This is a genomic window from Amycolatopsis iheyensis (assembly GCF_024703995.1).
GTDB lineage: Bacteria > Actinomycetota > Actinomycetes > Mycobacteriales > Pseudonocardiaceae > Amycolatopsis > Amycolatopsis iheyensis.
The window spans coordinates 136,739-159,122 of record NZ_JAMXQV010000018.1 but is presented as its reverse complement, the minus strand read 5'-3'; the positions used below and the strand labels follow the sequence as shown (position 1 = coordinate 159,122).

General features: G+C 71.3%; 22 protein-coding genes and 1 riboswitch. Of the genes, 14 read left to right on the top strand and 8 right to left on the bottom strand.

Features of this window, described 5'->3' with window-relative positions:
- Nucleotides 1-17 precede the first annotated feature (17 nt).
- Nucleotides 18-758: an AraC family transcriptional regulator gene (locus tag M8542_RS31205; protein WP_372508652.1), complete on the top strand. Its 741-nt coding sequence runs from the start codon at nt 18-20 to the stop codon at nt 756-758.
- 1 nt (nt 759) lies between these two features.
- Here the strand turns inward: M8542_RS31205 and M8542_RS31200 are convergent, their stop codons facing one another.
- Nucleotides 760-2,328 (bottom strand): dolichyl-phosphate-mannose--protein mannosyltransferase, encoded by a 1,569-nt coding sequence (locus M8542_RS31200; RefSeq protein WP_257923855.1) that lies wholly within the window; start codon nt 2,326-2,328, stop codon nt 760-762.
- Between the two features lie 68 nt (nt 2,329-2,396).
- On the opposite strand from M8542_RS31200, the gene rsmI reads away from it, so the two are divergent.
- The 3 genes from rsmI to M8542_RS31185 are packed head-to-tail and all read left to right on the top strand — an operon-like array spanning nt 2,397 to nt 4,370.
- Nucleotides 2,397-3,236 carry a 16S rRNA (cytidine(1402)-2'-O)-methyltransferase gene (gene rsmI, locus M8542_RS31195; RefSeq protein ID WP_257923854.1) on the top strand — a complete coding sequence of 280 codons (840 nt, stop codon included), beginning with the start codon at nt 2,397-2,399 and terminating at the stop codon, nt 3,234-3,236.
- Nucleotides 3,236-3,787, top strand: a complete 552-nt coding sequence (locus M8542_RS31190) for a T6SS immunity protein Tdi1 domain-containing protein (RefSeq protein ID WP_257923853.1) — start codon at nt 3,236-3,238, stop codon at nt 3,785-3,787. Before rsmI ends, M8542_RS31190 begins: the two co-directional genes overlap by 1 nt.
- Nucleotides 3,780-4,370 carry a hypothetical protein gene (locus M8542_RS31185; RefSeq protein WP_257923852.1) on the top strand — a complete coding sequence of 197 codons (591 nt, stop codon included), beginning with the start codon at nt 3,780-3,782 and terminating at the stop codon, nt 4,368-4,370. Before M8542_RS31190 ends, M8542_RS31185 begins: the two co-directional genes overlap by 8 nt.
- Here the strand turns inward: M8542_RS31185 and M8542_RS31180 are convergent.
- Nucleotides 4,351-4,884 carry a QsdR family transcriptional regulator gene (locus M8542_RS31180; RefSeq protein ID WP_257923851.1) on the bottom strand — a complete coding sequence of 178 codons (534 nt, stop codon included), beginning with the start codon at nt 4,882-4,884 and terminating at the stop codon, nt 4,351-4,353. The genes M8542_RS31185 and M8542_RS31180 overlap by 20 nt on opposite strands.
- A gap of 42 nt (nt 4,885-4,926) precedes the next feature.
- On the opposite strand from M8542_RS31180, the gene M8542_RS31175 reads away from it, so the two are divergent.
- Nucleotides 4,927-5,883 carry a quinone oxidoreductase family protein gene (locus M8542_RS31175; protein WP_257923850.1) on the top strand — a complete coding sequence of 319 codons (957 nt, stop codon included), beginning with the start codon at nt 4,927-4,929 and terminating at the stop codon, nt 5,881-5,883.
- Here the strand turns inward: M8542_RS31175 and M8542_RS31170 are convergent.
- The 5 genes from M8542_RS31170 to M8542_RS31150 all read right to left on the bottom strand — a co-directional run bounded on the left by M8542_RS31170 (nt 5,860) and on the right by M8542_RS31150 (nt 10,234).
- Complete coding sequence (locus M8542_RS31170; protein ID WP_257923849.1) at nt 5,860-7,107, bottom strand: aminodeoxychorismate synthase component I; 1,248 nt, start codon at nt 7,105-7,107, stop codon at nt 5,860-5,862. The genes M8542_RS31175 and M8542_RS31170 overlap by 24 nt on opposite strands.
- A 19-nt stretch (nt 7,108-7,126) precedes the next feature.
- Nucleotides 7,127-7,741 carry a glycoside hydrolase family 25 protein gene (locus tag M8542_RS31165; RefSeq protein ID WP_257923848.1) on the bottom strand — a complete coding sequence of 205 codons (615 nt, stop codon included), beginning with the start codon at nt 7,739-7,741 and terminating at the stop codon, nt 7,127-7,129.
- Between the two features lie 78 nt (nt 7,742-7,819).
- Nucleotides 7,820-8,584, bottom strand: coding sequence for an ABC transporter permease (locus M8542_RS31160; RefSeq protein ID WP_257923847.1), 765 nt, complete (start codon nt 8,582-8,584; stop codon nt 7,820-7,822).
- Nucleotides 8,574-9,551 carry an ATP-binding cassette domain-containing protein gene (locus tag M8542_RS31155; protein WP_257923846.1) on the bottom strand — a complete coding sequence of 326 codons (978 nt, stop codon included), beginning with the start codon at nt 9,549-9,551 and terminating at the stop codon, nt 8,574-8,576. Before M8542_RS31155 ends, M8542_RS31160 begins: the two co-directional genes overlap by 11 nt.
- A 77-nt stretch (nt 9,552-9,628) precedes the next feature.
- On the bottom strand, nt 9,629-10,234 hold the full coding sequence (locus M8542_RS31150; RefSeq protein WP_257923845.1) for a PadR family transcriptional regulator: 606 nt from the start codon (nt 10,232-10,234) through the stop codon (nt 9,629-9,631).
- 52 nt (nt 10,235-10,286) lie between these two features.
- Between M8542_RS31150 and metG the strand changes: the two genes are divergently transcribed.
- The 5 genes from metG (at nt 10,287) to M8542_RS31125 (ending at nt 17,062) form a co-directional block, all read left to right on the top strand.
- Complete coding sequence (metG, locus tag M8542_RS31145; protein ID WP_257923844.1) at nt 10,287-12,083, top strand: methionine--tRNA ligase; 1,797 nt, start codon at nt 10,287-10,289, stop codon at nt 12,081-12,083.
- 10 nt (nt 12,084-12,093) lie between these two features.
- Nucleotides 12,094-12,930: a TatD family hydrolase gene (locus M8542_RS31140; protein WP_257923843.1), complete on the top strand. Its 837-nt coding sequence runs from the start codon at nt 12,094-12,096 to the stop codon at nt 12,928-12,930.
- Between the two features lie 210 nt (nt 12,931-13,140).
- Nucleotides 13,141-14,565, top strand: coding sequence for a resuscitation-promoting factor (locus tag M8542_RS31135; RefSeq protein WP_257923842.1), 1,425 nt, complete (start codon nt 13,141-13,143; stop codon nt 14,563-14,565).
- A 221-nt stretch (nt 14,566-14,786) separates the two neighbouring features.
- Nucleotides 14,787-15,623, top strand: a complete 837-nt coding sequence (gene rsmA / locus M8542_RS31130) for a 16S rRNA (adenine(1518)-N(6)/adenine(1519)-N(6))-dimethyltransferase RsmA (RefSeq protein ID WP_257923841.1) — start codon at nt 14,787-14,789, stop codon at nt 15,621-15,623.
- A gap of 127 nt (nt 15,624-15,750) precedes the next feature.
- A riboswitch (SAM riboswitch) is annotated at nt 15,751-15,841 on the top strand.
- 207 nt (nt 15,842-16,048) lie between these two features.
- Nucleotides 16,049-17,062, top strand: coding sequence for a methionine ABC transporter ATP-binding protein (locus M8542_RS31125; RefSeq protein ID WP_257923840.1), 1,014 nt, complete (start codon nt 16,049-16,051; stop codon nt 17,060-17,062).
- 142 nt (nt 17,063-17,204) lie between these two features.
- On the opposite strand, the gene M8542_RS31120 is transcribed toward M8542_RS31125, so the two are convergent.
- Complete coding sequence (locus M8542_RS31120; protein WP_257923839.1) at nt 17,205-18,599, bottom strand: DHA2 family efflux MFS transporter permease subunit; 1,395 nt, start codon at nt 18,597-18,599, stop codon at nt 17,205-17,207.
- A gap of 104 nt (nt 18,600-18,703) precedes the next feature.
- Here M8542_RS31120 and M8542_RS31115 point away from each other — a divergent pair, with 104 nt between their 5' ends.
- The 4 genes from M8542_RS31115 to M8542_RS31100 are packed head-to-tail and all read left to right on the top strand — an operon-like array spanning nt 18,704 to nt 22,381.
- Complete coding sequence (locus M8542_RS31115) at nt 18,704-19,237, top strand: TetR/AcrR family transcriptional regulator (RefSeq protein ID WP_257923838.1); 534 nt, start codon at nt 18,704-18,706, stop codon at nt 19,235-19,237.
- 9 nt (nt 19,238-19,246) lie between these two features.
- The gene (locus M8542_RS31110; protein ID WP_257923837.1) at nt 19,247-20,209 is read left to right on the top strand and encodes a 4-(cytidine 5'-diphospho)-2-C-methyl-D-erythritol kinase; all 963 of its coding nucleotides are present in this window, start codon (nt 19,247-19,249) and stop codon (nt 20,207-20,209) included.
- A complete protein-coding gene (locus M8542_RS31105; RefSeq protein WP_257923836.1) occupies nt 20,206-20,613 on the top strand; it encodes an ASCH domain-containing protein in 408 nt (135 codons plus the stop codon). Before M8542_RS31110 ends, M8542_RS31105 begins: the two co-directional genes overlap by 4 nt.
- A 4-nt stretch (nt 20,614-20,617) precedes the next feature.
- The gene (locus tag M8542_RS31100; protein WP_257923835.1) at nt 20,618-22,381 is read left to right on the top strand and encodes an ABC-F family ATP-binding cassette domain-containing protein; all 1,764 of its coding nucleotides are present in this window, start codon (nt 20,618-20,620) and stop codon (nt 22,379-22,381) included.
- Nucleotides 22,382-22,384 lie beyond the last annotated feature (3 nt).

The window sequence follows — 22,384 nt, the reverse complement described above, 5'->3', positions numbered from 1 at the left end:
CGATAGGCTGCCAACCGATGTCGCGAAACAGTCATCCCGGCGCGATGCTGATCGGCGAGCTGCAGCTGACGGCGGGCACCTGGTTCCCGGAGCACGAACACCCCGTCCACCAGCTGGTCTGGTCGGCGCGCGGCGTCGTCGCCGTGAAGTCCGGGGACGCCGGCTGGGTGCTCCCGCCGACCCGCGCGCTGTGGATGCCCGCAGGCGTCCCGCACCGCACGGGCGCGCTCGGCCGGGCGGCCCTGCGCGGCATCTACGCCGACCCGGCGCTGTCGCCGGTGTCGTGGCCCGCGCCGCGGCTGGTCGTCGTCCGGCCGCTGCTGCGCGAGCTGCTGGAGTACCTGACCGGCGACGGCATCACCGAGCCGGCGCGGCTGCGTGCGGAGTCGGTGGCGTTCGACCTGCTCGAGCCGCTCGACGTGGTCCCGATCGTGGTGCCGTCGCCGGCCGACCCGCGTGCCCGCGACGTCGAGCGGGCCATCCTGGCCAACCCGGCGGACCCGCGGTGCCTGGCGGAGTTCGGCCGCGACGTCGGCGCGGCGGAGCGGACGCTGGCGCGGATCTTCGTCCGGGAGTGCCGGATGCCGTTCGGGACCTGGCGCACGCAGGTGCGGCTGCGTGCGTCGCTGCCGTTGCTCGCCCAGGGCGCGCCGATGGAAGCGGTGGCCCACCGGGTCGGCTACAGCTCGGCGAGCGCGTTCGTCGCCGCGTTCCGGCGCTCGGTCGGCGTCACGCCCGGGGCGTACTTCGCGGAGTGAGCTACCGCCAGGACGGCAGCCAGCGTTCGGCTTCCCACTGGCCGTTCGTGATCGCGATGCCGTTCAGGATCGGCCACAGCCAGGCGAAGTTCGCCACCACCAGGCCCACGTACAGCGACACCACGAGCAGACCGGTCCCGCGTCTCTCGAACCCGCGCCGCGCGCTGCCCAGGATCTGGCCCAGGCACAACGTCAGCCCCAGCACGAGGAACGCCGCCAGCGGGGTCGCGTAGAAGAAGTACATCTGGCGGTCGATGTTGGTGAACCAGAAGACGTACCCGCCGAGGTAGCCCACCAGCACCGCCGCGTAGCGCCAGTCCGCGCGGAACACCGAGCGCCACACCGACCAGCCCAGCATCGGGATCGCCAGCCACCACATGGCCGGCGTGCCGATCAGCATCGTCGCGCTGACGCAGCGGGATTCGCCGCAGCCGGTGACGTCGCCGTCGTAGCTGTAGAGCATCGGGCGCAGGCCCATCGGCCACGTCCAGGGCTTGGACTCCCACGGGTGCGGGTTGTCCTTGGGCGTGACCAGCGTTTCGTGGAAGTGCAGGACGTTCGCCGAGTAGTCGCCGAGCGAGCGCAGCGACGCCGGCACCCACGACCAGAAGCCCGGCGCGATGTCCTTGATCTCGGTGTAGTGCCGGTCGGTCGCCGTTTCGCTGGCGAACCAGGCCCAGTACGCGCTCAGATACATCAGGAACGGGATGAGCAGGATCGCCCACAGCGCGGGCGCGACGTCCCGGCGGATCGTGCCCAGCCAGGGCCGCTCGACGCCGGCCGCGCGCCGCGCCGCGACGTCGAAGCCGACGGTCAGCAGCCCGAACGCGACGATGTAGTACAGCGCCGACCACTTGACGCCGAACGTCAGCCCGATCATCAGCCCGGTGCCGAACCGCCACCAGCGGAAGCCCAGCTTGGGGCCCCAGACGGACTCGTTGACCCAGCCCTCGCGCACGGCCGTCGCGAGCCGCTGCCGCACCTGGTCGCGGTCGGCGAGCACGCAGGCGAACGCGGCGAGCACGAACAGCGCGATGAAGATGTCGAGCATGCCCATCCGCGACTGCAGGTGCAGCACGCCGTCGCTGATCACGAGGATGCCGGCGATGGCGCCCAGCAGCGTCGAGCGGGTGAGGCGGCGGGCGATGCGGACGACCAGCAGCACCATCAGCGTCCCGGCCAGCGCGGGCATGATCCGCCAGCCCCAGCCGTTGTAGCCGAACAGCCATTCGCCGATCGCCATCAGCTGCTTCGCCAGCGGCGGGTGGACGACCAGCTCGTAGCCGTAGTTGTCTTCGTAACCGCCGTTGCGCAGCATCTGCCACGCCTGCGGCACGTAGTGCTTTTCGTCGAAGACCGGGCTGCCCTTGTCGGTCGGCACGCCGAGGTTCTGCAGCCGGACGATGCCGCCGATCACGGTCAGCACGATCGTGACGACCCAGCCGCGCAGCCGGTCGGTCGGCATGCCGCGGCCGAGCAGGGTCACTTCGCGGTCGGTGGGCGGCCGGAGCGCCTCGACCGGGTCCGGCCGGACGCTTTCGTCGTCGGGACGGGTCAGCACGGCGGTCACGGGGGCGATCCTACGGGCGAGGCGGGGCGTGCGTCGTCGGGATCCGCTGATCAGCCTAGGCTGACCCGGTGACCTCCGGCCGCCTCATCCTCGCCGCGACCCCGCTCGGCGACGTCCGCGACGCTTCCCCGCGCTTGGCTTCGGCCTTGGCGGAAGCCGACGTCATCGCGGCCGAGGACACGCGGCGGCTGCGATCACTGGCGTCCGCGCTGGAGGTGACCCCGCAGGGCCGCGTGGTGAGCTTCTACGAGGACGTCGAGACGGCGCGGCTGCCCAAGTTGCTCGAATCGTTACGCGCGGGCGAGACGGTGGTGCTCGTGACGGACGCCGGTATGCCCAGTGTGTCCGATCCGGGGTTCCGGCTGGTGGCGGCTTGTGTTGCTTCGGACCTCCCGGTCACGTGCCTGCCTGGCCCATCCGCGGTGACGACGGCGCTCGCTTTGTCCGGTTTGCCGTGCGACCGGTTTTGTTTCGAGGGCTTCGCGCCGCGCAAGCCCGGCGAGCGGACCCGCTGGCTCACGTCGTTGCGCGACGAGCCGCGGACGGCGGTGTTCTTCGAGTCCCCGCACCGGCTGGCGTCGTTGCTGGCGGACGCGGTTTCGGTGCTGGGCTCTTCTCGCCAGGCGGCGGTGTGCCGGGAGCTGACGAAAACGTACGAAGAGGTCAAGCGGGGCTCGCTTTCCTCGTTGGCGGCCTGGGCTTCGGACGGGGTGCGCGGCGAGATCACGGTGGTGCTCGCGGGTGCCGAGCCCCGCGCGGTCTCGGTGGCGGACCTGGTGTCGGAGGTGTCGGACCGAGTGGCGGCCGGCGAGCGCCTGAAGTCCGCGGCGGCCGACGTCGCCGAGGCGGCCGGAGTGTCCAAAAAGGAGCTTTACGACGCGGTGCTGGCGTCGCGGAAGACGCCGTGATGTCCCGGTTCGCGGACGCTTATGAGGAGGGCCGCCGGCTCGGCACCGGGGAGGCGTCGTCGTTTCCGGAGCCGGTCGGCGCATTCCTGCGGCAGTACCACGGCCGCGAGTTCGGCTCGGGCGTCTACCGGGTGCACGACTCGGCGTCGGTCGCGGTGTTCGGCTCGGTGCTGGAGATGTTCCCGGTGTGGACGGGCCGGGTGGTGCCGTTCGGCTTCGACTGGCTCGGCCGGCAGTTCGCGTTCGAGCCCGCCGCCGAGCAGGTCCTGCTGTTCGAGCCGGGGACGGCGGAGGTGCTGGAGATCCCGGGCGGGTTCGCGGCGTTCCACGAGGAAGTGCTGCTCGACGAGCCGGAAGCGGCCCTGGCGGCGAGCTTCTTCGAGGAGTGGGTGACGACTGCGGGCAAGCCACCGGCGTGGGGCTCGTGCGCGGGCTACCAAGTCCCGCTGTTCCTGGGCGGCGCGGACACGGTGGCCAACCTGGAGGAGATCGACCTCGACGTCTACTGGTCGCTGACCGCCCAGATCGCGCAAGGAGTGGCGGGTGGCTGAAAACGCCGAGCTGCGCGCCGCGCTGCGCGTGCTGCGGCAGGTGCGGGCGCAGAAGCCGGACAGCGGCCCGGAAGCCTTCGCCGCGTGGCGGTCGGACATCGCGGGCGCGCTGGAGTCGCTGGCCCCGCTGCTGCTCTTCCCGGAGGACCGGCAGCGGGCAGCGGAGGAGGCCCGCGCGGCCCGGGCCGAGGCGGCGCGGATCCGGCTTCGGTCCTTCCGGGTCAAGGCGGCGCACGGCTGCCTGATCGTGCGTGACGTCGATGCCGCCGACGATCTGTCGGACTGGGACCCGGCCGCGGGCAACGCGTACCGGTCCGGCGACAGCGTCATCTTCGGAGTCATGCCCGGCTCGGAAGGCCCGGTCGACGGCGAGGTCTTCACCGAGCCTCCGGCCGACCCGCTCCCCGTCGTCCTGGTGCGGGAAACCATCTCCTCGCCCGCCGGGCGGCTGGTGGTGCACGATCCGGACGAGACCGTCCGCCACGAGTTCGGCGCCGGCTCCGGAACCGTCGAACTGACCGTGCTCGCCGACGACGCGGATTTCGCGACGAAGGTCCAGATCGTCAGCTCAGCAACGCCGTGACCGCGGCGTGCGCCTTCGCCGCGTCGGGCGCGTCGCCGGTGATCACGTCGGTGTACACGAACGACTCGCCGATCCGCACCAGCAGGTAGGCCAGGTCCGGCACCGGCAGCGGCGGCACCAGCCGGCCGGCGGACATCTCCGTGGACAGCAGCATCTCCAGTTCCGTGGTCGTCCGCTGCTGGCAAACGCTTGCGCGGGTCGTCAGCAGCCGCAGTGCCCGCTCCGGCTCCCGGCGAAGGAAGTCGCGGAAGGGCGGGGAGTCGTTCGCGAACCGGACGTACCCGCTCACGAAGTCGGCGATGCCCGCCGCCCCGCGCCCGGCGCACGACGGCCAGAGCCGCGCGATCGAAGCGGCCGACAGCGACCACAGGATCTCGCCGAGCAGCCGGTCGCGGGAACCCACGCGCCGGTGCAGGGTCGCGCGGCTGATCGCCAGGTCCTCCGCCAGTTCGCCCATGTCGAGCCGGCGGCCCGACAGGAACCACTCGCGTGCCCGTTCGAACTCGTGAGACATATGTCAGAATGTCTCACAGGCACGTCCGGAAGGGAAACGCAGATGCGCGCAGTGCAGGTGACCGAGTTCGGCGGACCCGAGGTGCTCATGCCGGTCGAGCTGCCCGATCCGGTGGCCGGCCCGGGTGAGGTCCTCATCGACGTCGAACGCGTCGGCGTCAACTACGCCGACACCCACCAGGCCGAGAACTCCTACCTCGCGCCCAGCAAGCTGCCGCTCGTGCCCGGCGGCGAGGTCGTGGGCACCAGCGGCGGGAAGCGCGTCGTCGCGCTCCTGAACAACGGTGGCGGGTACGCCCAGAAGGCCGTCGCGCCGGAGGCCACCACCTTCCCCGTGCCCGACGGCGTCGACGACCTCACCGCGCTGTCCATGCTGGTCCAGGGCACCACCGCCTGGGTCCTGCTCAAGAAGAACGCCCACCTCGAGCCGGGTGAGTCGGTCGTCGTGCACGCCGCCGCCGGTGGGGTCGGGACCGTTGCCGTGCAGCTCGCCAAGGCCTGGGGCGCCGGCCGGGTCATCGCCACCGCCAGCAGCGACGAGAAGCGCGCGCTCGCCCTCGAGCTCGGCGCCGACGTCGCCGTCGACTCGCGGGCCGAAGACATGACCGCGACGCTGATCGAGGCCAACGACGGCCGCCGGGTCGACGTCGTGCTCGACATGGTCGGGGGGACGACCACCGACCAGAGCATCGCCGCCCTCGCGCCGTTCGGGCGGCTCGCCTTCTACGGCATTGCCGGGCGCGAGAACCCGAAGCCGGTCGAGCTGCGCAACCTGCTCGGCCACAGCACGACCGTCAGCGGCATGTGGCTGCCGCACGTCTTCCGGCTGCCGGGCAACGTCTTCGGGACCGCGCTGACCGACCTGTTCGACCTGGTCCTCGCGAACAAGCTCAAGGCGATCCCCGGCGGCGAGTTCGCGTTGTCGGACGCCCGTGGCGCGCACGAGGCCCTGCGCTCCCGCAAGACCGTCGGCAAGCTACTGCTCGACCCCGGCAAGTAGGCGTTCCAGGGGTGCCGCCTTGTGGAGGCACTCCTGCCACTCCGCCTCCGGGTCCGAATCCGCCGTGATCCCGCCGCCCACGCCCAGCGAGATCGCGCCGGAAGCGATCTCGAACGTCCGGATCGCGACGTTCAGCTCCAGCCCTGCCGCCGGCGACAGCAACCCGACCGCACCCGTGTAGACCCCGCGTCCGCACGGCTCCAGCGCCGCGATCAGGTCCAGCGCGCGGATCTTCGGCGCGCCCGTCACCGAGCCCGGTGGGAAGGTCGCGGCCAGCAGGTCCGAGTCGGTGACCGAGGGACGCAACGTCCCTGTCACCGTCGAATCCAGGTGCCAGACCCCCGGCGCCGGGCGGACCCGCAGCAGCGACGGCACGGTCACCGAGCCGACCTCGCACACCCGGCCGAGGTCGTTGCGCACCAGGTCGGTGATCATCACGTTCTCCGCGACGTCCTTTGTGGACTGTCGCAGCAGGAGCGCGTTCCCGGCGTCGGCGGGGCCGCGGCGGGGGAGCGTCCCCTTGATCGGCGTCGAGGAGACCGCGCGGCCGTGCCGGGCGAGGAACAGCTCCGGCGAGAACGACACCACCGACCCCCACACGCCGGACAGAAAGGCCGCACGCCGCGGCGCCAGCGAAGAAATCCCGGCGGCGAACAGCGCCGCGGGGGAGCCGGCGAACGTCCCCGTGAATCGGCTGCAGATGTTCGCCTGGAACAGCTCGCCGGCCTCGATCGCGTGCACGCACGCCTTCACCGCGTCCCGGTGCTCCGAGGGCAGCGGGCGCCGCAGCGGCCCGGCCGACCACGACACCGGCGGCGGCGCAGAAGCCAGCAGGGACTCCATTGTGGACACCGACGGCCCGCCGCCGTCGAGGGACTCCAGGTAGCAGACGCCCGATGCGGACCACCGCAGCACGTGGTCCGCCCAGCCCCACGCCGACGCCGGCAACGCCCCCGAGCGCCCGGACGGGTCCGCCAGGTCGTAGGCCAGGTGGCCGAACCAGCCGCCGCCGACCACGCCCGGCGGCGCGTCGATCTCCGTGCAGGCGGGAAAGTCCCCGGGCGAGATCGTGACCGAAGGCGCGAGCACCGCGCCGGAGGAGAACCAGTCGCCGGACAGCATCGCGGGCGGCGGCAGCCCGCGGGACGCGTTGTGGTGAGCGAGCACCGAAAAAGCCCGCGCGGGCGTGACCTTCGTCCGAAGTGCCCTGCTCGTCACGCGCATGGCGCCATAGCACCACAGGTCAGAGCAAAAGGTCACCCAATGTGAACGGGTACACGACGGCGTTCTGCTCCACCGGCCCGTCGATGCCGGGCACGTCGGGCGCGCAGGCGTGCTGGTGCACGCCGAGCCGCGCGTGGAACCAGCCCGGCCGGCCGGGGATGCCGTTGTGCCGGATCAGCCAGAGCACGACTTCGCTGTCGGCCCAGCGGTCCGGGTGCAGCCGGTGGGCCCAGCAGTCGTGGTCGGCGTAGACGAGCACCCGCTCGATGCGCGCCGCGTGCCGGACGTGCTTGATCCACGTCTTGATGAACCGGTCGTCGACGTTCGGCGCGGCCACCTCCAGTGCCGGGGCCAGCGAGCCGGGCGCGAACGCGCCGAGCCGGCTGGCCGTCCGCACGAAGTGGTCCGCCTGGTCGTGCGCCGCGCCGGGCCGGGCGTAGTGCCGGCCGCCGACGTGCAGGCCGGCTTCCTGGGCGCCGGCCAGGGTCCGTTCCGCGGCGCCGTTGCTCCAGTTGACGTTCTCGCTGATCGTCACCGACACGAACTTGGTCTCCGCCGCGCGGACGGCCTGCCAGTCGGCCACCCGCTCCCGGTGGGACAGCGAGATCCCGCGTTCGCTCTCCGGTTCCGTCACAGTCCGCCCCCGGCACGTCGGTGGAGAGCACACCATACGTCGCCGGGAGCGGACCCGCAGTGACAAACGCGCGGTTGATCAGGCGTTTTCCTTTTGGAACGTCCGTGTTCCCCACCACACGGACACCACCGCCATCACGAGCACCACGACGCTGCCGGTGAACAACGCGTCCATCGTGAAGTCGCCCTTGAAGGTGTTGCGCTCGACGTCGACCACGTGCCGGAACGGGTTGATCTGCGAAACCGTGTACAGCCACTTCGGCGCGACGCCCGCGGTGATCGGCAGCAGGATCCCGGAAAGCAGCAGCAGCGGGATGAGCACGGCGTTGAGCAGCGCGGGGAACGTCTCCTCGCTCTTCAACGTCAGCGCCAGCGCGTACGAGCACGACGCCAGCGAAACCGCCAGCAGGAACACGATCACCAGGCTCAGCAGCACGCCGCCGACCGGCGCGTCGAGGTCGAACACCAGGTACGCCAGCGCGATGATCAGCAGGGCCTGGACGACGGCCTGCAGCGCGTTGGCCAGCACCTTGCCCAGCAGCAGCGCGGTGCGGCTGACCGGCGTCACGCGGAACCGCTCGACCACGCCGGAGCGGTAGTCGGCCAGCAGCCCGAACCCGACGAACGAGCTGCCGAACAACGCCAGCTGGGCGATCAGCGCCGGGGTGAGCAGCATCCAGCCGTCCACTTCGGACAGGCCCTGGGCCTGCATCGCCTTGACCATCAGCGGCCCGAACAGGAACAGGTACAGCAGCGGCTGCATGATCCCGATCAGCACCCAGGTCGGGTTGCGCAGGGCCGCCTTCATGTCGCGGCGGAAGATCAGCCAGGTGTCATGCAGCACGGGTGCCCTCCTCGGCTTCGCGCAGGGAGCGCCCGGTCAGGGTCAGGAAGACGTCGTCGAGCGTGGGCCGGTGCACCTGCACCGAAAGCATCGGGATGCTCTTCGCGTCGAGCGCGCGCAGGAGCTCCGGCAGCGCGACGTCGCCGCGCGGCACCCGGAACCGGACCTCGCCGCCGTCGACGGACAGCTCCTGGGCGCCCGCGAGCCGGCCGGCGATCTCGGCGGCGTCGGCGCCCTGCTCCGGGTCGACGCCGACCTCGACGCGGTCGCCGTTGACCCGCGCCTTCAGCGCGTCCGGCGTGCCCTCGGCGACGATCCGGCCGTCGTCGATGACGATCAGCCGGTCCGACAGCGCGTCGGCTTCGTCGAGGTAGTGGGTGGTCAGGAAGACCGTGACGCCCTGCTCGGCGCGCAGCCGGCGGATGTGCTCCCACAGGTTCGCGCGGCTCTGCGGGTCGAGCCCGGTCGACGGCTCGTCGAGGAAGACGAGACCGGGCGAGTGGATCAGCCCGAGCGCGATGTCGAGCCGCCGCCGCTGCCCGCCCGAGAGCGTCTTGGTCAGCCGCTGGTCCAGCCCGGTCAGGTCGAGCTGCTCGGCGAGCTCGGCGGCGCGGGCGAGCGCGTCGGCCCTGGTCATCCGGTAGAGCCGCCCCTGCAGCTCGAGCTCGTCGGCGACCTTGGTCTCCGGGGAGCTGCCGCCGCCCTGTGCGACGTAGCCGATCCGCTTCCGCACCCCCAGCGGATCGGTCAGCAGGTCGTGGCCGCCGACGGTCGCGGTGCCCGCCGTCGGCTTCAGCAGCGTGGTCAGCATGCGGAGGGTGGTCGTCTTCCCGGCGCCGTTCGGCCCGAGGAATCCGACCAGCTCGCCCGCTTCGACGTCGAGGTCGACGCCCTTCACCGCGTGTACTTCGCCCCCAGTGCGGCCCTTGCGGCGGAACCGCCGCTCGAGACCGCGTGCCGTGATCATGAGAACCCCTCCATGGTCAAACTTGACTAGCCGAAGGGTCCACTGTGCCCGCCGGAGGGAACGCTAGTCAAACTTGATTACTCCGAGGCGCGGGACGGTGGCTCGCCGAACGCGTCGCCGGACTCGTCGGCCATCACGTACTCGCCGGCTTCGAGCCGGGCGATCAGCCCCTCCAGCCACGTGAAGCTCGCGTCGGTGATCCCGCCCCACAGCCGGTAGAGCTCGCCGACGTGCTCCGGCGTCCCCATCCCCATGCTGATTTTCAGCTCTTCGAGCATCATCCGCGCCTGCCGCTGCTCGGCCTCCAGGTGCACCAGCCGGTGCCGGAGCAGGTTGATCACGCGCGCCCGCGGGAGGGTGGTCATCAGCGAGATCGCCGCCGACAGGTCGGGGTGGTTGAGCTGCGGGTCGGACAGCGCCTTCGACAGCAGCAGCTGGTACTCCTGCTCACCCTCGGCGGTCAGCCGGTACGCGACGCGGTCCGGGCCGGCGCCCGGCTCGACGTCGACCTGCGCCAGGAGGTCTTCGGCGGTCATCTTCTTCAGCGCGTGGTAGATCGACCCGGGCTGGACGTTGGCCCACTTGTCCGCCGACCAGCTCAGCAGCTCGCGCCGCACCTGGTAGCCGTGCGCGCGGCCGTACATCCGCACCACCCCGAGCACGAGCAACCGTGTCGCCGACAACCGGGCCTCCCTCTCGACAATGCGCGTGACGCCCTCCGTAGGCTAATAAGGTATGAGCACCCCTGTGTTGACCGCGGTGGCCTGGCCCTACGCCAACGGCCCCCGCCACATCGGCCACGTGTCCGGATTCGGCGTCCCGTCCGACGTCTTCTCCCGCTACCAGCGAATGGCCGGCAACCGGGTGCTCATGGTCTCCGGTACCGACGAACACGGCACCCCGATCACCGTCCAGGCCGACAAGGAGAACTCGACCCCGCAGCTGACGGCGGACAAGTACACCCGCCAGATCGGCAACGACCTGCAGGGCCTCGGCCTCTCCTACGACCTGTTCACGCGCACGACCACGGGCAACCACGCCGAGGTGACGCAGCAGATCTTCCTGGCGCTGCACCGCAACGGCTACGTCGTGCCGAAGACCACGCGCGGCGCGATCAGCCCGTCCACCGGCCGCACGCTGCCCGACCGCTACGTCGAGGGCACCTGCCCGATCTGCGGCTACGACGGCGCGCGCGGCGACCAGTGCGACAACTGCGGCAACCAGCTCGACGCCGCCGAGCTGATCAACCCGAAGTCGCGGATCAACGGCGAGACGCCGAAGTTCGTCGAGACCGAGCACTACTTCCTCGACCTGCCGGCGTTCACCAAGACCCTCGGCGACTGGCTGGGCACCAAGACCGACTGGCGCCCGAACGTCCTCAACTTCACCAAGAACCTGATCGACGACATGCGGCCCCGGCCGATCACCCGCGACCTCGACTGGGGCGTCAAGATCCCCCTCGACGGCTGGCGCGACCAGCCGCTGAAGCGGTTCTACGTCTGGTTCGACGCGGTGATCGGGTACTTCTCGGCGAGCGTCGAGTGGGCGCGGCGCTCCGGCAACCCGGACGCGTGGCAGGAGTGGTGGAACAACGCCGACGCCCGGTCGTACTACTTCATGGGCAAGGACAACATCACCTTCCACGCCCAGATCTGGCCGGCCCTGCTGTTCGGCCACAACGGCGAGGGTGACAAGGGTGGCGAGCCGGGCAAGTACGGCAAGCTCCACCTGCCCGACGAGATCGTCTCCAGCGAGTTCCTCACCATGAGCGGCTCGAAGTTCTCGACCTCGCGCGGGCGCGTCATCTACGTCGAGGACTTCCTGCGCGACTTCGGGCCGGACACGCTGCGGTACTTCATCTCGGTCGCCGGCCCGGAGACCCAGGACACCGACTTCACCTGGGACGAGTTCGTCCGCCGGACCAACTTCGAGCTGGCCAACGAGTGGGGCAACCTGGTCAACCGGTCGATCTCGATGGCGCACAAGAACGTCGGCGCCATCCCGCGCCCGGAGGCCCCGACGGCGGCCGACGAGGACCTGAAGGCGTTGTCGCGCAAGGCGTTCGACACCGCGGGCGCGCACCTGGCCCGCTCCCGGTTCAAGCTGGCGGCGGCCGAGGCGATGAAGGTCGTCACCGCGGCGAACAAGTACATCTCCGACCAGGAGCCGTGGAAGCTCAAGGACGACCCGACCCGGCGCGACACCGTGCTGCACACCGCGCTGCAGGTCGTTTCCGACGCCAACACGCTGCTGACGCCGTTCCTGCCGCACTCGGCCCAGAAGGTGCACGAGGCCCTCGGCGGCACCGGCGTCTGGGCCGCCCAGCCGGAGCTCAAGGAGGTCGACGACCTCGACATCGCCGGCCGGGTCAACCCGATCCTCACCGGCGACTACGCGGGTGAGCAGGCGAAGTGGGAGTCGAAGCCGATCGAGGTCGGCAAGCCACTGGCCAAGCCGTCGCCGCTGTTCACCAAGCTCGACCCGGCGCTCGGCGAGACCGGCCCGGAGTGGGCGCCGATCACCAAGGAGTAGGAAGTAGTGCATGGGTGACGAGAAGCGCGAGCTGCCGCCGGTCCCGGACCGGCTCCCGGTGACGGTGGTCGACGCGCACACCCATCTCGACGCGTGCGGCGCGGTCACCGCGGCCGATGTCAAGGCCGTGGTCGACCGCGCCGAGCGGGCCGGCGTCGCCCGCGTCGTCACGGTGGCCGACGACCTCGCCGCCGCCCGCTGGGCCGCCGAGGCCGCGACGTGGGACCCGCGGGTCTGGGCCGCCGTGGCGATCCACCCGACCCGGACCAAGGAGTTCGGCGAGGCCGAGAAGTCCGAAGTGGAGCGCCTGGCGGGTCAGGAGCGCGTGGTCGCGGTCGGCGAGACCGGCCTCGACTACTACTGGGACTACTCGCCCCGCGACGCCCAGCAGGAGGCGTTCCGCTGGCACATCGACCTCGCGAAACGGCTGGACAAGCCGCTGATGATCCACGACCGCGAGGCCCACGAGGACGTGTTGCGCATTCTGGCCGAAGAGGGTGCGCCGAATGCCGTAATCTTCCATTGTTTTTCCGGGGACGCGGAAATAGCCCGCCGCTGCCTCGACGCGGGGTATGTCCTTTCCTTCGCCGGCACGGTGACGTTCAAGAACGCGAAGGGACTCCACGAGGCGGCGCGGCTCTGCCCGCCGGACCGATACCTCGTCGAGACCGACGCGCCGTTTCTGACCCCCCACCCGTTCCGTGGGCGGCCGAACGAGCCGTTCGGCGCTGCCTACACCGTCCGTCACCTCGCGGCGCTCAGGGGCGAAGCTGTCCACGAAGTCGCCGAATCGGTCCGGACCACTGCCGAGCGGATCTACCGACTCCCCAGTGTCACAACGGGTTGAACGCATTGCGACAACAGGGTTCCTTGATCGGCCACCTGATGGAGTGACGGGGATCACGACACTCCGGGGGGTGTTTGCGCAACCCGGCGGGACCCGTTACTGTCCCGTGATCGTGCCGGTCGGTGCCTGCGCTCAGCAGCTTCCGATCGTCACGCCCAGTCGTAGAGACGGCGCCCCCGACCGCCGTCTCGTGAAAGGGAACGATCCCCGGTGACAGGTAGCAGACAGGCTGGAGCGCGCTCCGCCGTCCTCGAACGCAGTTATTTCGAGGACACCGCGTACGGCCAGCTCGACTTCTCCGACGATCCGAACATCACGCAGCAGGACATCCTCGCCGCGCTCGGCCCCGACGCCGACGCGATGATGGCCGAGATCGACGTCGACGTCGACGAGCTGATCCGCCTCATCAACGCCGAGACGACCTACCTGCCGCCGATCGTCATCCCGGACGGCCTCGAGGAGGACCGCACCGCTTCCCCCGAAGCGCGTCGTGCGGCTCTGGACGAGGGCCTCCGCCAGACCACCAAGGTCTGGAAGCGCCGCTTCCTCAAGGGCGCCGTCCTCAGCGTCATGATCAGCGTCGCCGGCGGCGGCGCGGCCGCGCTGGCGATGAACAAGAGCGTCACCGTCGACGTCGACGGTCAGCAGCAGACCATCCACTCCTTCGGCGACACCGTCGGCGAGGTGCTGGAGGACGCGGGCCTGTCCGTCGGCGAGCACGACTCGCTCTCGCCCTCCCCGCAGGCGGAGGTCGGCGACGGCGGCGTCATCAAGCTCGAGCGCGGCCGCCAGCTGAAGATGGTCGTCGACGGCGCGGAGCACACCTCCTGGGTCCGCGCGACCCACCTCGGCGACGCGCTGACCCAGCTCGGCATGGCCGGGATGGACAAGCCTGGCACGTGGATGTCGATGCCGAAGGACGGCGAGCTGCCGCTGCAGGGCGCCACGGTCGAGATCAAGACCCTCAAGAACATCACGCTGTACGACGGCGCCAACGCGCCGAAGCAGGTCAAGACGACCGCGGTCACCACGAAGGAGTTCCTGGGCGAGTACAAGCTCACCCTGGGCCCGGAGGACGCCGCCGAGGGTGGTCTGGACGTCAAGCTGACCGACGGCGCCGAGGTGCACATCAGCCGCACCGGCGTCTCGACGGTCGTCCAGAAGGAGACCATCGACCCGCCCGAGCAGAAGGTCGACGACCCGAACCTCGAAAAGGGCAAGACCAGCGTCGAGGACCCGGGCACGCCCGGCCAGAAGATGGTGACCTACAAGGTCACGCAGAAGAACGGCAAAGAGGTCTCGCGGGAGAGCATCTCCGAGCAGGTCATCACCGAGGCCAAGCCGAAGATCATCCACGTCGGCACCAAGAAGCCGGCCGAGCCGGCGATCGGCGACACCTCCGCGTGGGACCGCATCGCCCAGTGCGAGTCGACCGGCAACTGGGCCGCCAACACCGGCAACGGCTACTACGGCGGCCTCCAGTTCGACAAGCGCACGTGGGACGCCTACGGCGGCGACCAGTACGCGGCGCTCCCGAGCCAGGCCTCGAAGGCCCAGCAGATCGCGATCGCGGAGAAGGTCCGCGACGCCCGCGGCGGCTACAGCGCCTGGCCGGTCTGCGGCAAAAAGGCCTGAGTCTTCCCGGAACGGCCCCCGTCCAGCTCGGACGGGGGCCGTTTCGCGTGCGCAAAGAGCCGACACGCGTGATCGGACAGCCGACACGCGTGATTGAAGGGTCGACACGGCGGAGGGCGGCCGGTCTAGCCGTGTCGACCTCCCAATCACGAGTGATGCCCCTCCAATCACACGTGATGCCTGCTCAATCACGGGTGATGCCCCGCCGGTAGGCTCGTCCGGTGGTTGAACTGCTGGGACCGGCCGAGATCCGGGCGCTGGCGGCCGAGCTGGACGTGCGGCCGACCAAAAAGCTCGGGCAGAACTTCGTGCACGATCCCAACACCGTGCGGCGGATCGTCGAACTCGCCGGTGTCGGTGCGGGCGACGTCGTGCTCGAGGTCGGGCCCGGGCTCGGGTCGCTGACCCTCGGGCTGCTCGCCACCGGTGCCGACGTCGTGGCCGTCGAGATCGATCCCAAGCTCGCCGAGCGGCTGCCGAAGACCGTGGGTGAGCGCGGGGCCGAGGCCGCCGAGCGGCTGACCGTCCTCGAGGCCGACGCCATGCGCGTCACGAACGACCAACTGCCGCAGCCGACCGCGCTCGTCGCCAACCTGCCCTACAACGTCGCCGTGCCGGTCGTCCTGCACCTGCTCGCCGAGGTTCCCTCCCTGAAGTCCGGCCTCGTCATGGTGCAGACCGAGGTCGCCGATCGGATGGCCGCCGGCCCGGGCAGCCGGATCTACGGCGTGCCCAGCGTCAAGCTCGCCTGGTACGGCCCGGCACGCAAGGTGGCCGCCGTGCCACGCTCGGTGTTCTGGCCGGTGCCCAACGTCGATTCCGCGCTCGTCGCCTTCGAACGCGGGGCCACCTCGCCCGAAGGCGACCGCGAGCGCCTCTTCGGACTCGTCGACGCCGCCTTCTCACAGCGCAGGAAGACCCTCCGCGCCGCGCTCGCGGGCTGGGCGGGCTCCGCCGAACGTGCCGGTGAGCTGCTCACGGCCGCCGGGATCGACCCGAAGACCCGAGGTGAGCAGCTCGGCGTGCACGACTTCGCGCGGATCGCCGCCGCGCGTTAGCGGGTCCACAGTAGAGGCGGGAAAAATACCCGCCCCGGACGTCCATCCCGCCATCCGGACACCTCCACTCGTGTGATCTGGGCCAACAGGCTTGCTTTCGCTCGCCGGGATCGGCTTTACTCGAAAGCGTCCATCCCGAGCGACTGAGAGACCTGGCTCGCCGAAGTCGCAGCAACCACCCTCCGCAGGGCAGGTGCTACCGCCAGGACCGATGGAGGCCGTTTCCGATGAAGAGGGTAGCTCGCCCCCTGCTCCTGACCAGGCGTCGCGTAGTCGACGAAGGCCGCCGCTCCGTGACCGCATGTCGACGCTCCCACTGAGCTAGCCAGCCGGTCCACCTCTTCTTCACGCACCGTCCACTGAGGACGGACTTCGTACGCGGCCGGGCGCCTCCGAGTGAGCGCGCCCCGTTTTCTGGAGCCTTCGTGATCACCGTCGAAAACCTGTCCAAATCCTTTGCCACCAACGGAAATTCGGTCCTCGCCCTGCGCGACGTGAGCGTCGACGTCCAGGCGGGCTCGCTCTTCGGCGTGGTCGGCCCCGCCGGCTCCGGCAAGTCCGTCCTCGCCCGTTGCATCGCCCTGCAGGAGCGCCCCGACCGCGGCGTCGTCCGCCTCGACGGCCTCAACACCGGCACGCTCGACGGCCGCCGCCTCCGCGAAATCCGCCGTCAGCTCGGCGTCGTTTCGACGAAGCCGGAGCTGATCGCCGAGCGCACCATCGCCGGCAACATCGCTTCCCCGCTCGAGCAGCTCGGTGTCGACGGCCCGCAGCGCCGCAGCCGGGTCGGCTCGCTGCTCGACCTCGTCGGCCTGACGCAGCGTGCGGCCCAGCGCCCCGGCGAGCTGTCCGCCGGTCAGCTCCGCCGCGTCGCGGTCGCGAAGGCGCTGGCGGCGGCCCCCGCGGTGCTGCTCGCCGACGACCCGACCGCCGGCATCGACCCGGAGGAGGCCGGCGCGGTGCTCACCGTGCTCGACCGTGCCCGCTCCGAGCTCGGCACCACGGTCGTCGTCACGACGCCGGACGCCGGCGTGGTCCGCCGGGTCTGCGACGACATCGCGGTGCTCGAAGACGGCACGGTCGTCGAGCGCGGCACGGTCCTCGACCTGATCTCGGACCCGGCCAGCCGCACCGCGCAGTCGCTGCTGCCGGCCATCGAGACGACGCGCGCCCAGACCTCGCGCTACGACCGCTCGGCCGACGTCGTGCTGGTCGGCTTCGCGTCGGTCGGCGCGCTGCTGCCCGAGGCCGCGGGCCGCTTCGACGTCGAGTTCGCCACCATCGGCGGCGGCCTGACCCGGATCGGCGACACCCCGGTGGGCCGCTTCCGCCTGGGCGTCCGCGGCGAGCGGGCCGACGCGGCGCTGGCCTGGGTCGCCGAGCGCGGCGGCCACGTCACGCACACCGCACGCGGCCCCCAGGGCGTCGCCGCAGCCTGACCTGGTCTCAAGCGCCCCAATGTGGCGTGGGGGGGGGGGGGGGCCCCCCCCCCCCCCCTGGGGGGGGGGGGGGCCGCCCCCCCCCCCCAACGCCACATTGGGTGCGTTGGACGCACCCAACGCCACATTGGGGCGCTCAGGTTCAGCGGGTGCCGCGGGGGAGGACCAGCAGCGCGGTGAGCGAAGCGAGACCGACGAGGCCGGCCGCCCAGGCCGCCGCCGTCGTGTAGCCGTGGACGATCGCCGCGGGGGTGGCGAGGCCTGCCGAAGCGGCAGTGGCGATCGTGTTCAGCGTCGCCGTGCCCAGCGACGCGCCCACCTGCTGTGACGTCGTCACGAACGCCGATGCCGCGCCCGCGTCCCGCGCGCCGACGTCTCGGGTCGCGACGTTCAGCACCACCGGCATGCACAGCCCGGCCCCGACGCCCAGCAGCAGCTGCATCGGCAGGATCACCGCGGCGTACGACGCGTCCGGCGTCAGCCGCGTCGCCAGCAGCAACCCGCCGGCGAGCAGGGCCAGGCCGCCCGCCAGCAGCGGCCGCGGGCCGACGTGCGGCAGCAGCCGGCCGGACACCTGCGTCGACGTCAGCATGTTCGCCGCCAACGTCGGCAGGAACGCCAGCGCCGCGGCCAGCGCGCCGTAGCCCATGACCGCCTGCAGCTGGTAGGTCAGGAACAGGAACATCCCGAACGCGCCGAACGACGCGACCGCGACGGTCAGGTAAGCGACGGCGCGCGCCCGGTTCCGCACGACCGAGAGCGGCAGCAGCGGGTGCGGGCGCCGGGCCTGCCGGCGCACGAACAACGCGAGCAGCGCCGCCGAAACCGCGAGGAAAACCAGCACTGGCAAGGAAAACCCCTGAGTGGCCACTTCGGACAGCGCGTGCACCAGCAGCACGATCCCGCCGCAGCTGAGCACCGCACTGGTCCAGTCCAGCCGGGTGTCGCGGTGGCCGGCGACGGCGGGCACCGCGAACCAGGCGCCGAGCCCGGCCAGCACGGCGATCGGGATGTTGACGTACAGGCTCCAGCGCCAGTCGAGGAACTCGGTCAGCGCGCCGCCCACGGTGAGCCCGAGTGCGGAGCCGGACAGCATGATCGCGCTGAAGATTCCGAACGCCTTGGCGCGCTCGCGCGGGTCGGTGAAGGTGAGCGTCAGCAGGGCCATCGTCGACGGCGCGAGCAGTGCGGCGAACACCCCCTGCGCGGCCCGCGCGCCGATCAGCCAGGCGGACGTCGGCGCCGCGCCACCCGCCGCGGACGCCAGCGCGAACCCCACGACGCCGATCAGTAGCGTCGTGCGCCGGCCGACCCGGTCGGCGAGCCGGCCGCCGAGCAGCAGCAGGCCGCCGAACGCCAGCGTGTACGCCGAAATCGTCCACTGGCGGCCGGTGTCGGACATGCCCAGCGCGTGCTGGGCCGACGGCAGGGCGATGTTCACGACCGTCGTGTCGAGCACGACCATCAGCTGGGCCAGGCCCAGCGCGCCGAGAGCGAGCCAGCGCGCCCTGGCGCGTGGCGGTGCGGTTGTGGTCATGGCGGACCCCCGAGGTAAGCTGTGGATGCATTGCTTGTCGGCCGACAAGCAATGCCAAGCTAAGTCATTGCTAGTCGGCCGTCAAGTAAGTTGAGGAGCTGTGCATGGCCGGGCGGCGCACCGACACGCGTGAGCGCATCCAGCGCGTCGCGCTCGAGCTGTTCGCCGAGCAGGGCTACGAAGCCAGTTCGCTGCGCGAGATCGCCGAGCGGCTGAACGTCACGAAAGCCGCGCTGTACTACCACTTCCGCACGAAGGAGGACATCGTCACGAGCCTCCTCGAAGACTGGGGGGCCGCGCTCGACGACCTCCTGGAGCGCGAATCCCGCCCGGCCGAGCTGCTCACCGCGTACGCCGGGCTCGTCGAGAGCCGGTTCGGCCCGGTGATGGGTCTGGTCCAGCGCAACACGACGGCGTTGAAGGCCATCGCGGCCGGCGCCGGGCTGGCCGACCGCATGATCCGGCTCCACGAGCGGCTCTGTGGCGGGTCCGCCGATCCCGAAGTCGACCTCCGCGCGCGGCTCGCTCTGGTCGCGGTGCAGCTCAACAGCGCCGAGAGCGGCCCGGGGACGTCGCCGGAGGTCGCCCTCGCCGTCGGGCTCGACATCCTTTCTCCTGGTCGGAACCCGGGCACGTAGGCTGGTCGGGTGCTCGCCGTAGTTCCGCCACCAGTCACCGTCCGGGTCCCGGCCAAGGTCAACCTGCACCTGGCGGTCGACGACCTGCGCGAAGACGGTTACCACGAGCTGGTCACCGTGTTCCAGGCCCTGTCGCTGACCGACGAAGTGACCGTCGCGGTCACCGAAGAACCGGGCCTGGAGGTCTACGGCGAAGGCGAGGGCTCGGTCCCGACCGGCCCCGAAAACCTGGCCTGGCGCGCGGTCGAAGCGCTGGCCGCGCACGTCGGCCGCGCCGAGGAGCCGAAGGTCCGCGTGGTGCTGCGCAAGGGCATCCCGGTCGCCGGCGGCATGGCCGGCGGCAGTGCCGACGCCGCCGCGACCCTGGTCGGGCTCGCCTCGCTGTGGAACCTGGAGATCACGCGCGACGAGCTGGCCGGGATCGCCGCCGGCCTGGGCAGCGACGTCCCGTTCGCGCTCTACGGCGGCACCGCGCTCGGCACCGGCCGCGGCGAGCACCTCGTCCCGGTCCTGTCTCGCCACACGTTCCACTGGGTGCTGGCCTTCGACTCCGAAGGGCTGTCGACGCCGAAGGTGTTCAAGGAGCTGGACCGGCTGCGCGCGGCGGGCAACCCGCCGCGGATCGGCTCGCACACCCCGGTCGTCGAGGCGCTGGCCTCGGGCGACCCGCGGCAGCTGGCCCTGCTGCTGGGCAACGACCTGCAGGCGGCCGCGGTCTCGCTGCGGCCGGAGCTGCGCCGGACCCTGCGGGCGGGCGTCAACGCGGGCGCGCTCGCGGGCACGGTCTCCGGCTCCGGCCCGACGTGCGCGTTCCTCTGCGAAGACGCGCAGTCGGCGGTCGAAGTCGCCGCGGAGCTTTCGGGTGCGGGGGTGTGCCGCACGGTCCGCGTCGCGCACGGCCCGGTGCCCGGCGCCCGCGTGGTCGGCGGCGACGACGCGCCGCGCCCGGCGCCGCCGCGGGTGCACGCGTGAAGCACGCCGAATTCGCGTTTCCCGGGCCGCTGCGCGACAAACTGGTCGCGGCGATCCTCGACGGCTCGAAAACGACGACCTCCGGCCTGCTCGCGGAATACGAGCTGGAGGGCGAAGCGTTGCCTGTCGTGGGCGTGCGTGAGCTGGTGCTCGATTCGGCCGGCGCCGGGGTCGCGGTCATCGAGACCACCGAAGTGCGCGTCGTCCCCCTGTCCGAAGTGGACCTTCAGCACGCGCTCGACGAGGGCGAGGGCTTCACGAGCGTCGCCGAATGGCGGACCGAGCACGAGAAGTTCTGGCACAGCGCCGAAATGCGCGCCGCGCTGAAGGATCCGGAGTTCACCGTGGACGACACGACGATGGTCGTGGCGACGCGGTTCGTCATCGTAGAGAGGATCGGCTGAGCGGATGGCCAACCTGGTCAACCTGGAGTCGGTGAGCAAGTCCTACGGGATCCGCCCGCTCCTGGACGGCGTTTCGCTCGGGGTCGCGGCCGGGCAGCGCATCGGCGTCGTCGGCCTCAACGGCGGTGGCAAGACCACGCTCCTGGAAGTCCTTTCCGGACTCGCGGAGCCGGACACCGGGCGGGTCAGCCACGTCGGCGGCCTGCGGATGGCGGTGGTCACCCAGCGCACGGAGCTGCCGGACGGCAGCACGGTCGGCGACGTCGTCCTCGAACGCTACGGCGCCGAGCACGAGTGGGCCGCCGACGCCCGCGTCCGGTCCATTGTGGACGGCCTGGGGATCACCGCGATCGGGCTGGACACGCCGACCGCGAACCTGTCCGGTGGCGAGCGGCGCCGCGTTTCGCTGGCCGCCGCGCTGACCGGCGAGCTCGACCTCGTCGTGCTCGACGAGCCGACCAACCACCTGGACGTCGAAGGTGTCCGCTGGCTGGCCGACCACCTGCTGGCGCGCCGGATCGCGGTCGTGGTCGTCACCCACGACCGGTGGTTCCTCGACACCGTCGCGACGCTGACGTGGGAGGTCGCGAACGGCCGCGTCGAGCAGTACGAAGGTGGTTACGCCGACTGGATCTTCGCCCGCGCCGAGCGCGCGCGGCTGGCCGCGACGGCCGAGGAGAAGCGGCAGAACCTGGCGCGCAAGGAGCTGGCGTGGCTGCGCCGCGGCCCGCAGGCGCGCTCGTCGAAGCCGCGCTACCGCGTCGAAGCGGCCGAAGCGCTGATCGCCGACGTCCCGCCGCCGCGTGATTCCGTGGAGCTGCAGGCGTTCGCGAAGCGGCGGCTCGGCAAGACCGTGCTGGAGCTGGAAGACACGACGTACGCGGTGGGCGAGCGGACGCTGCTCGACCACGTCACCTGGCGGATCGGCCCGGGTGACCGGATCGGCCTGGTCGGCATCAACGGCTCGGGCAAGACGTCCCTGCTGAAGCTGCTCGGCGGCGACGTCGAGGGCTCGACCGGCCGCCGGATCGAGGGCAAGACGGTGGCGCTCGCGCACCTGCGCCAGGAGCTCGACGACCTGCCCGGCGAGCTGCGCGTGCTGCAGGCGATCGAGCAGGTGGCCGGGCGCGTGGTGTTCGGCAAGCAGGAGATGACGGCGTCGCAGCTGGGCGAGAAGCTGGGCTTCCCCCAGGCCCGCCAGTGGACCCCGGTCGGCGACCTGTCCGGCGGCGAGCGGCGCCGGCTGCAGCTGTGCCGCCTGCTGATGGCGGAGCCGAACGTCCTGCTGCTGGACGAGCCGACGAACGACCTGGACATCGACACGCTGCAGCAGCTGGAGGACCTCCTCGACGGCTGGCCGGGCACGATGGTGGTCGTCTCGCACGACCGCTACCTGGTGGAACGGGTCTGCGACACGGTGGTGGCCCTGTTCGGCGACGGCCGCATCACCCACCTGCCGGGCGGCATCGAGGAGTACCTGAACCGCCGCGCGTCGGCGCAGGTGGTGACTTCGGCGGCCCCCACGGCGGAGAAGGTCGAGGCGAAGAAGTCGGCGGCGGACCTGCGCGCGGCCCAGAAGGAGCTGGGCCGGCTGGAGCGCAAGCTGGATCAGCTGCACGCGAAGGAGGAGAAGCTCCACGCGGCCCTGCTGGAGGCGGCGACCGATCCGGGGAAGCTGATGGAGCTGAACGCCGAGCTGAAGGGCGTGCAGGGCGAGGTCGCGGACGTCGAAGGCCGCTGGCTGGAGACGTCCGAGCTGCTGGAGTGACCA

Coding starts and splice junctions, on each gene's coding strand:
- M8542_RS31115 (WP_257923838.1), top strand. CDS start 18,704: ATGGCCGGGCGGCGCACCGACACGCGTGAGCGCATCCAGCGCGTCGCG.
- M8542_RS31100 (WP_257923835.1), top strand. CDS start 20,618: ATGGCCAACCTGGTCAACCTGGAGTCGGTGAGCAAGTCCTACGGGATC.
- M8542_RS31175 (WP_257923850.1), top strand. CDS start 4,927: ATGCGCGCAGTGCAGGTGACCGAGTTCGGCGGACCCGAGGTGCTCATG.
- M8542_RS31170 (WP_257923849.1), bottom strand. CDS start 7,107: ATGCGCGTGACGAGCAGGGCACTTCGGACGAAGGTCACGCCCGCGCGG.
- M8542_RS31205 (WP_372508652.1), top strand. CDS start 18: ATGTCGCGAAACAGTCATCCCGGCGCGATGCTGATCGGCGAGCTGCAG.
- M8542_RS31180 (WP_257923851.1), bottom strand. CDS start 4,884: ATGTCTCACGAGTTCGAACGGGCACGCGAGTGGTTCCTGTCGGGCCGC.
- M8542_RS31155 (WP_257923846.1), bottom strand. CDS start 9,551: ATGATCACGGCACGCGGTCTCGAGCGGCGGTTCCGCCGCAAGGGCCGC.
- metG (WP_257923844.1), top strand. CDS start 10,287: ATGAGCACCCCTGTGTTGACCGCGGTGGCCTGGCCCTACGCCAACGGC.
- M8542_RS31120 (WP_257923839.1), bottom strand. CDS start 18,599: ATGACCACAACCGCACCGCCACGCGCCAGGGCGCGCTGGCTCGCTCTC.
- M8542_RS31140 (WP_257923843.1), top strand. CDS start 12,094: ATGGGTGACGAGAAGCGCGAGCTGCCGCCGGTCCCGGACCGGCTCCCG.
- M8542_RS31190 (WP_257923853.1), top strand. CDS start 3,236: ATGTCCCGGTTCGCGGACGCTTATGAGGAGGGCCGCCGGCTCGGCACC.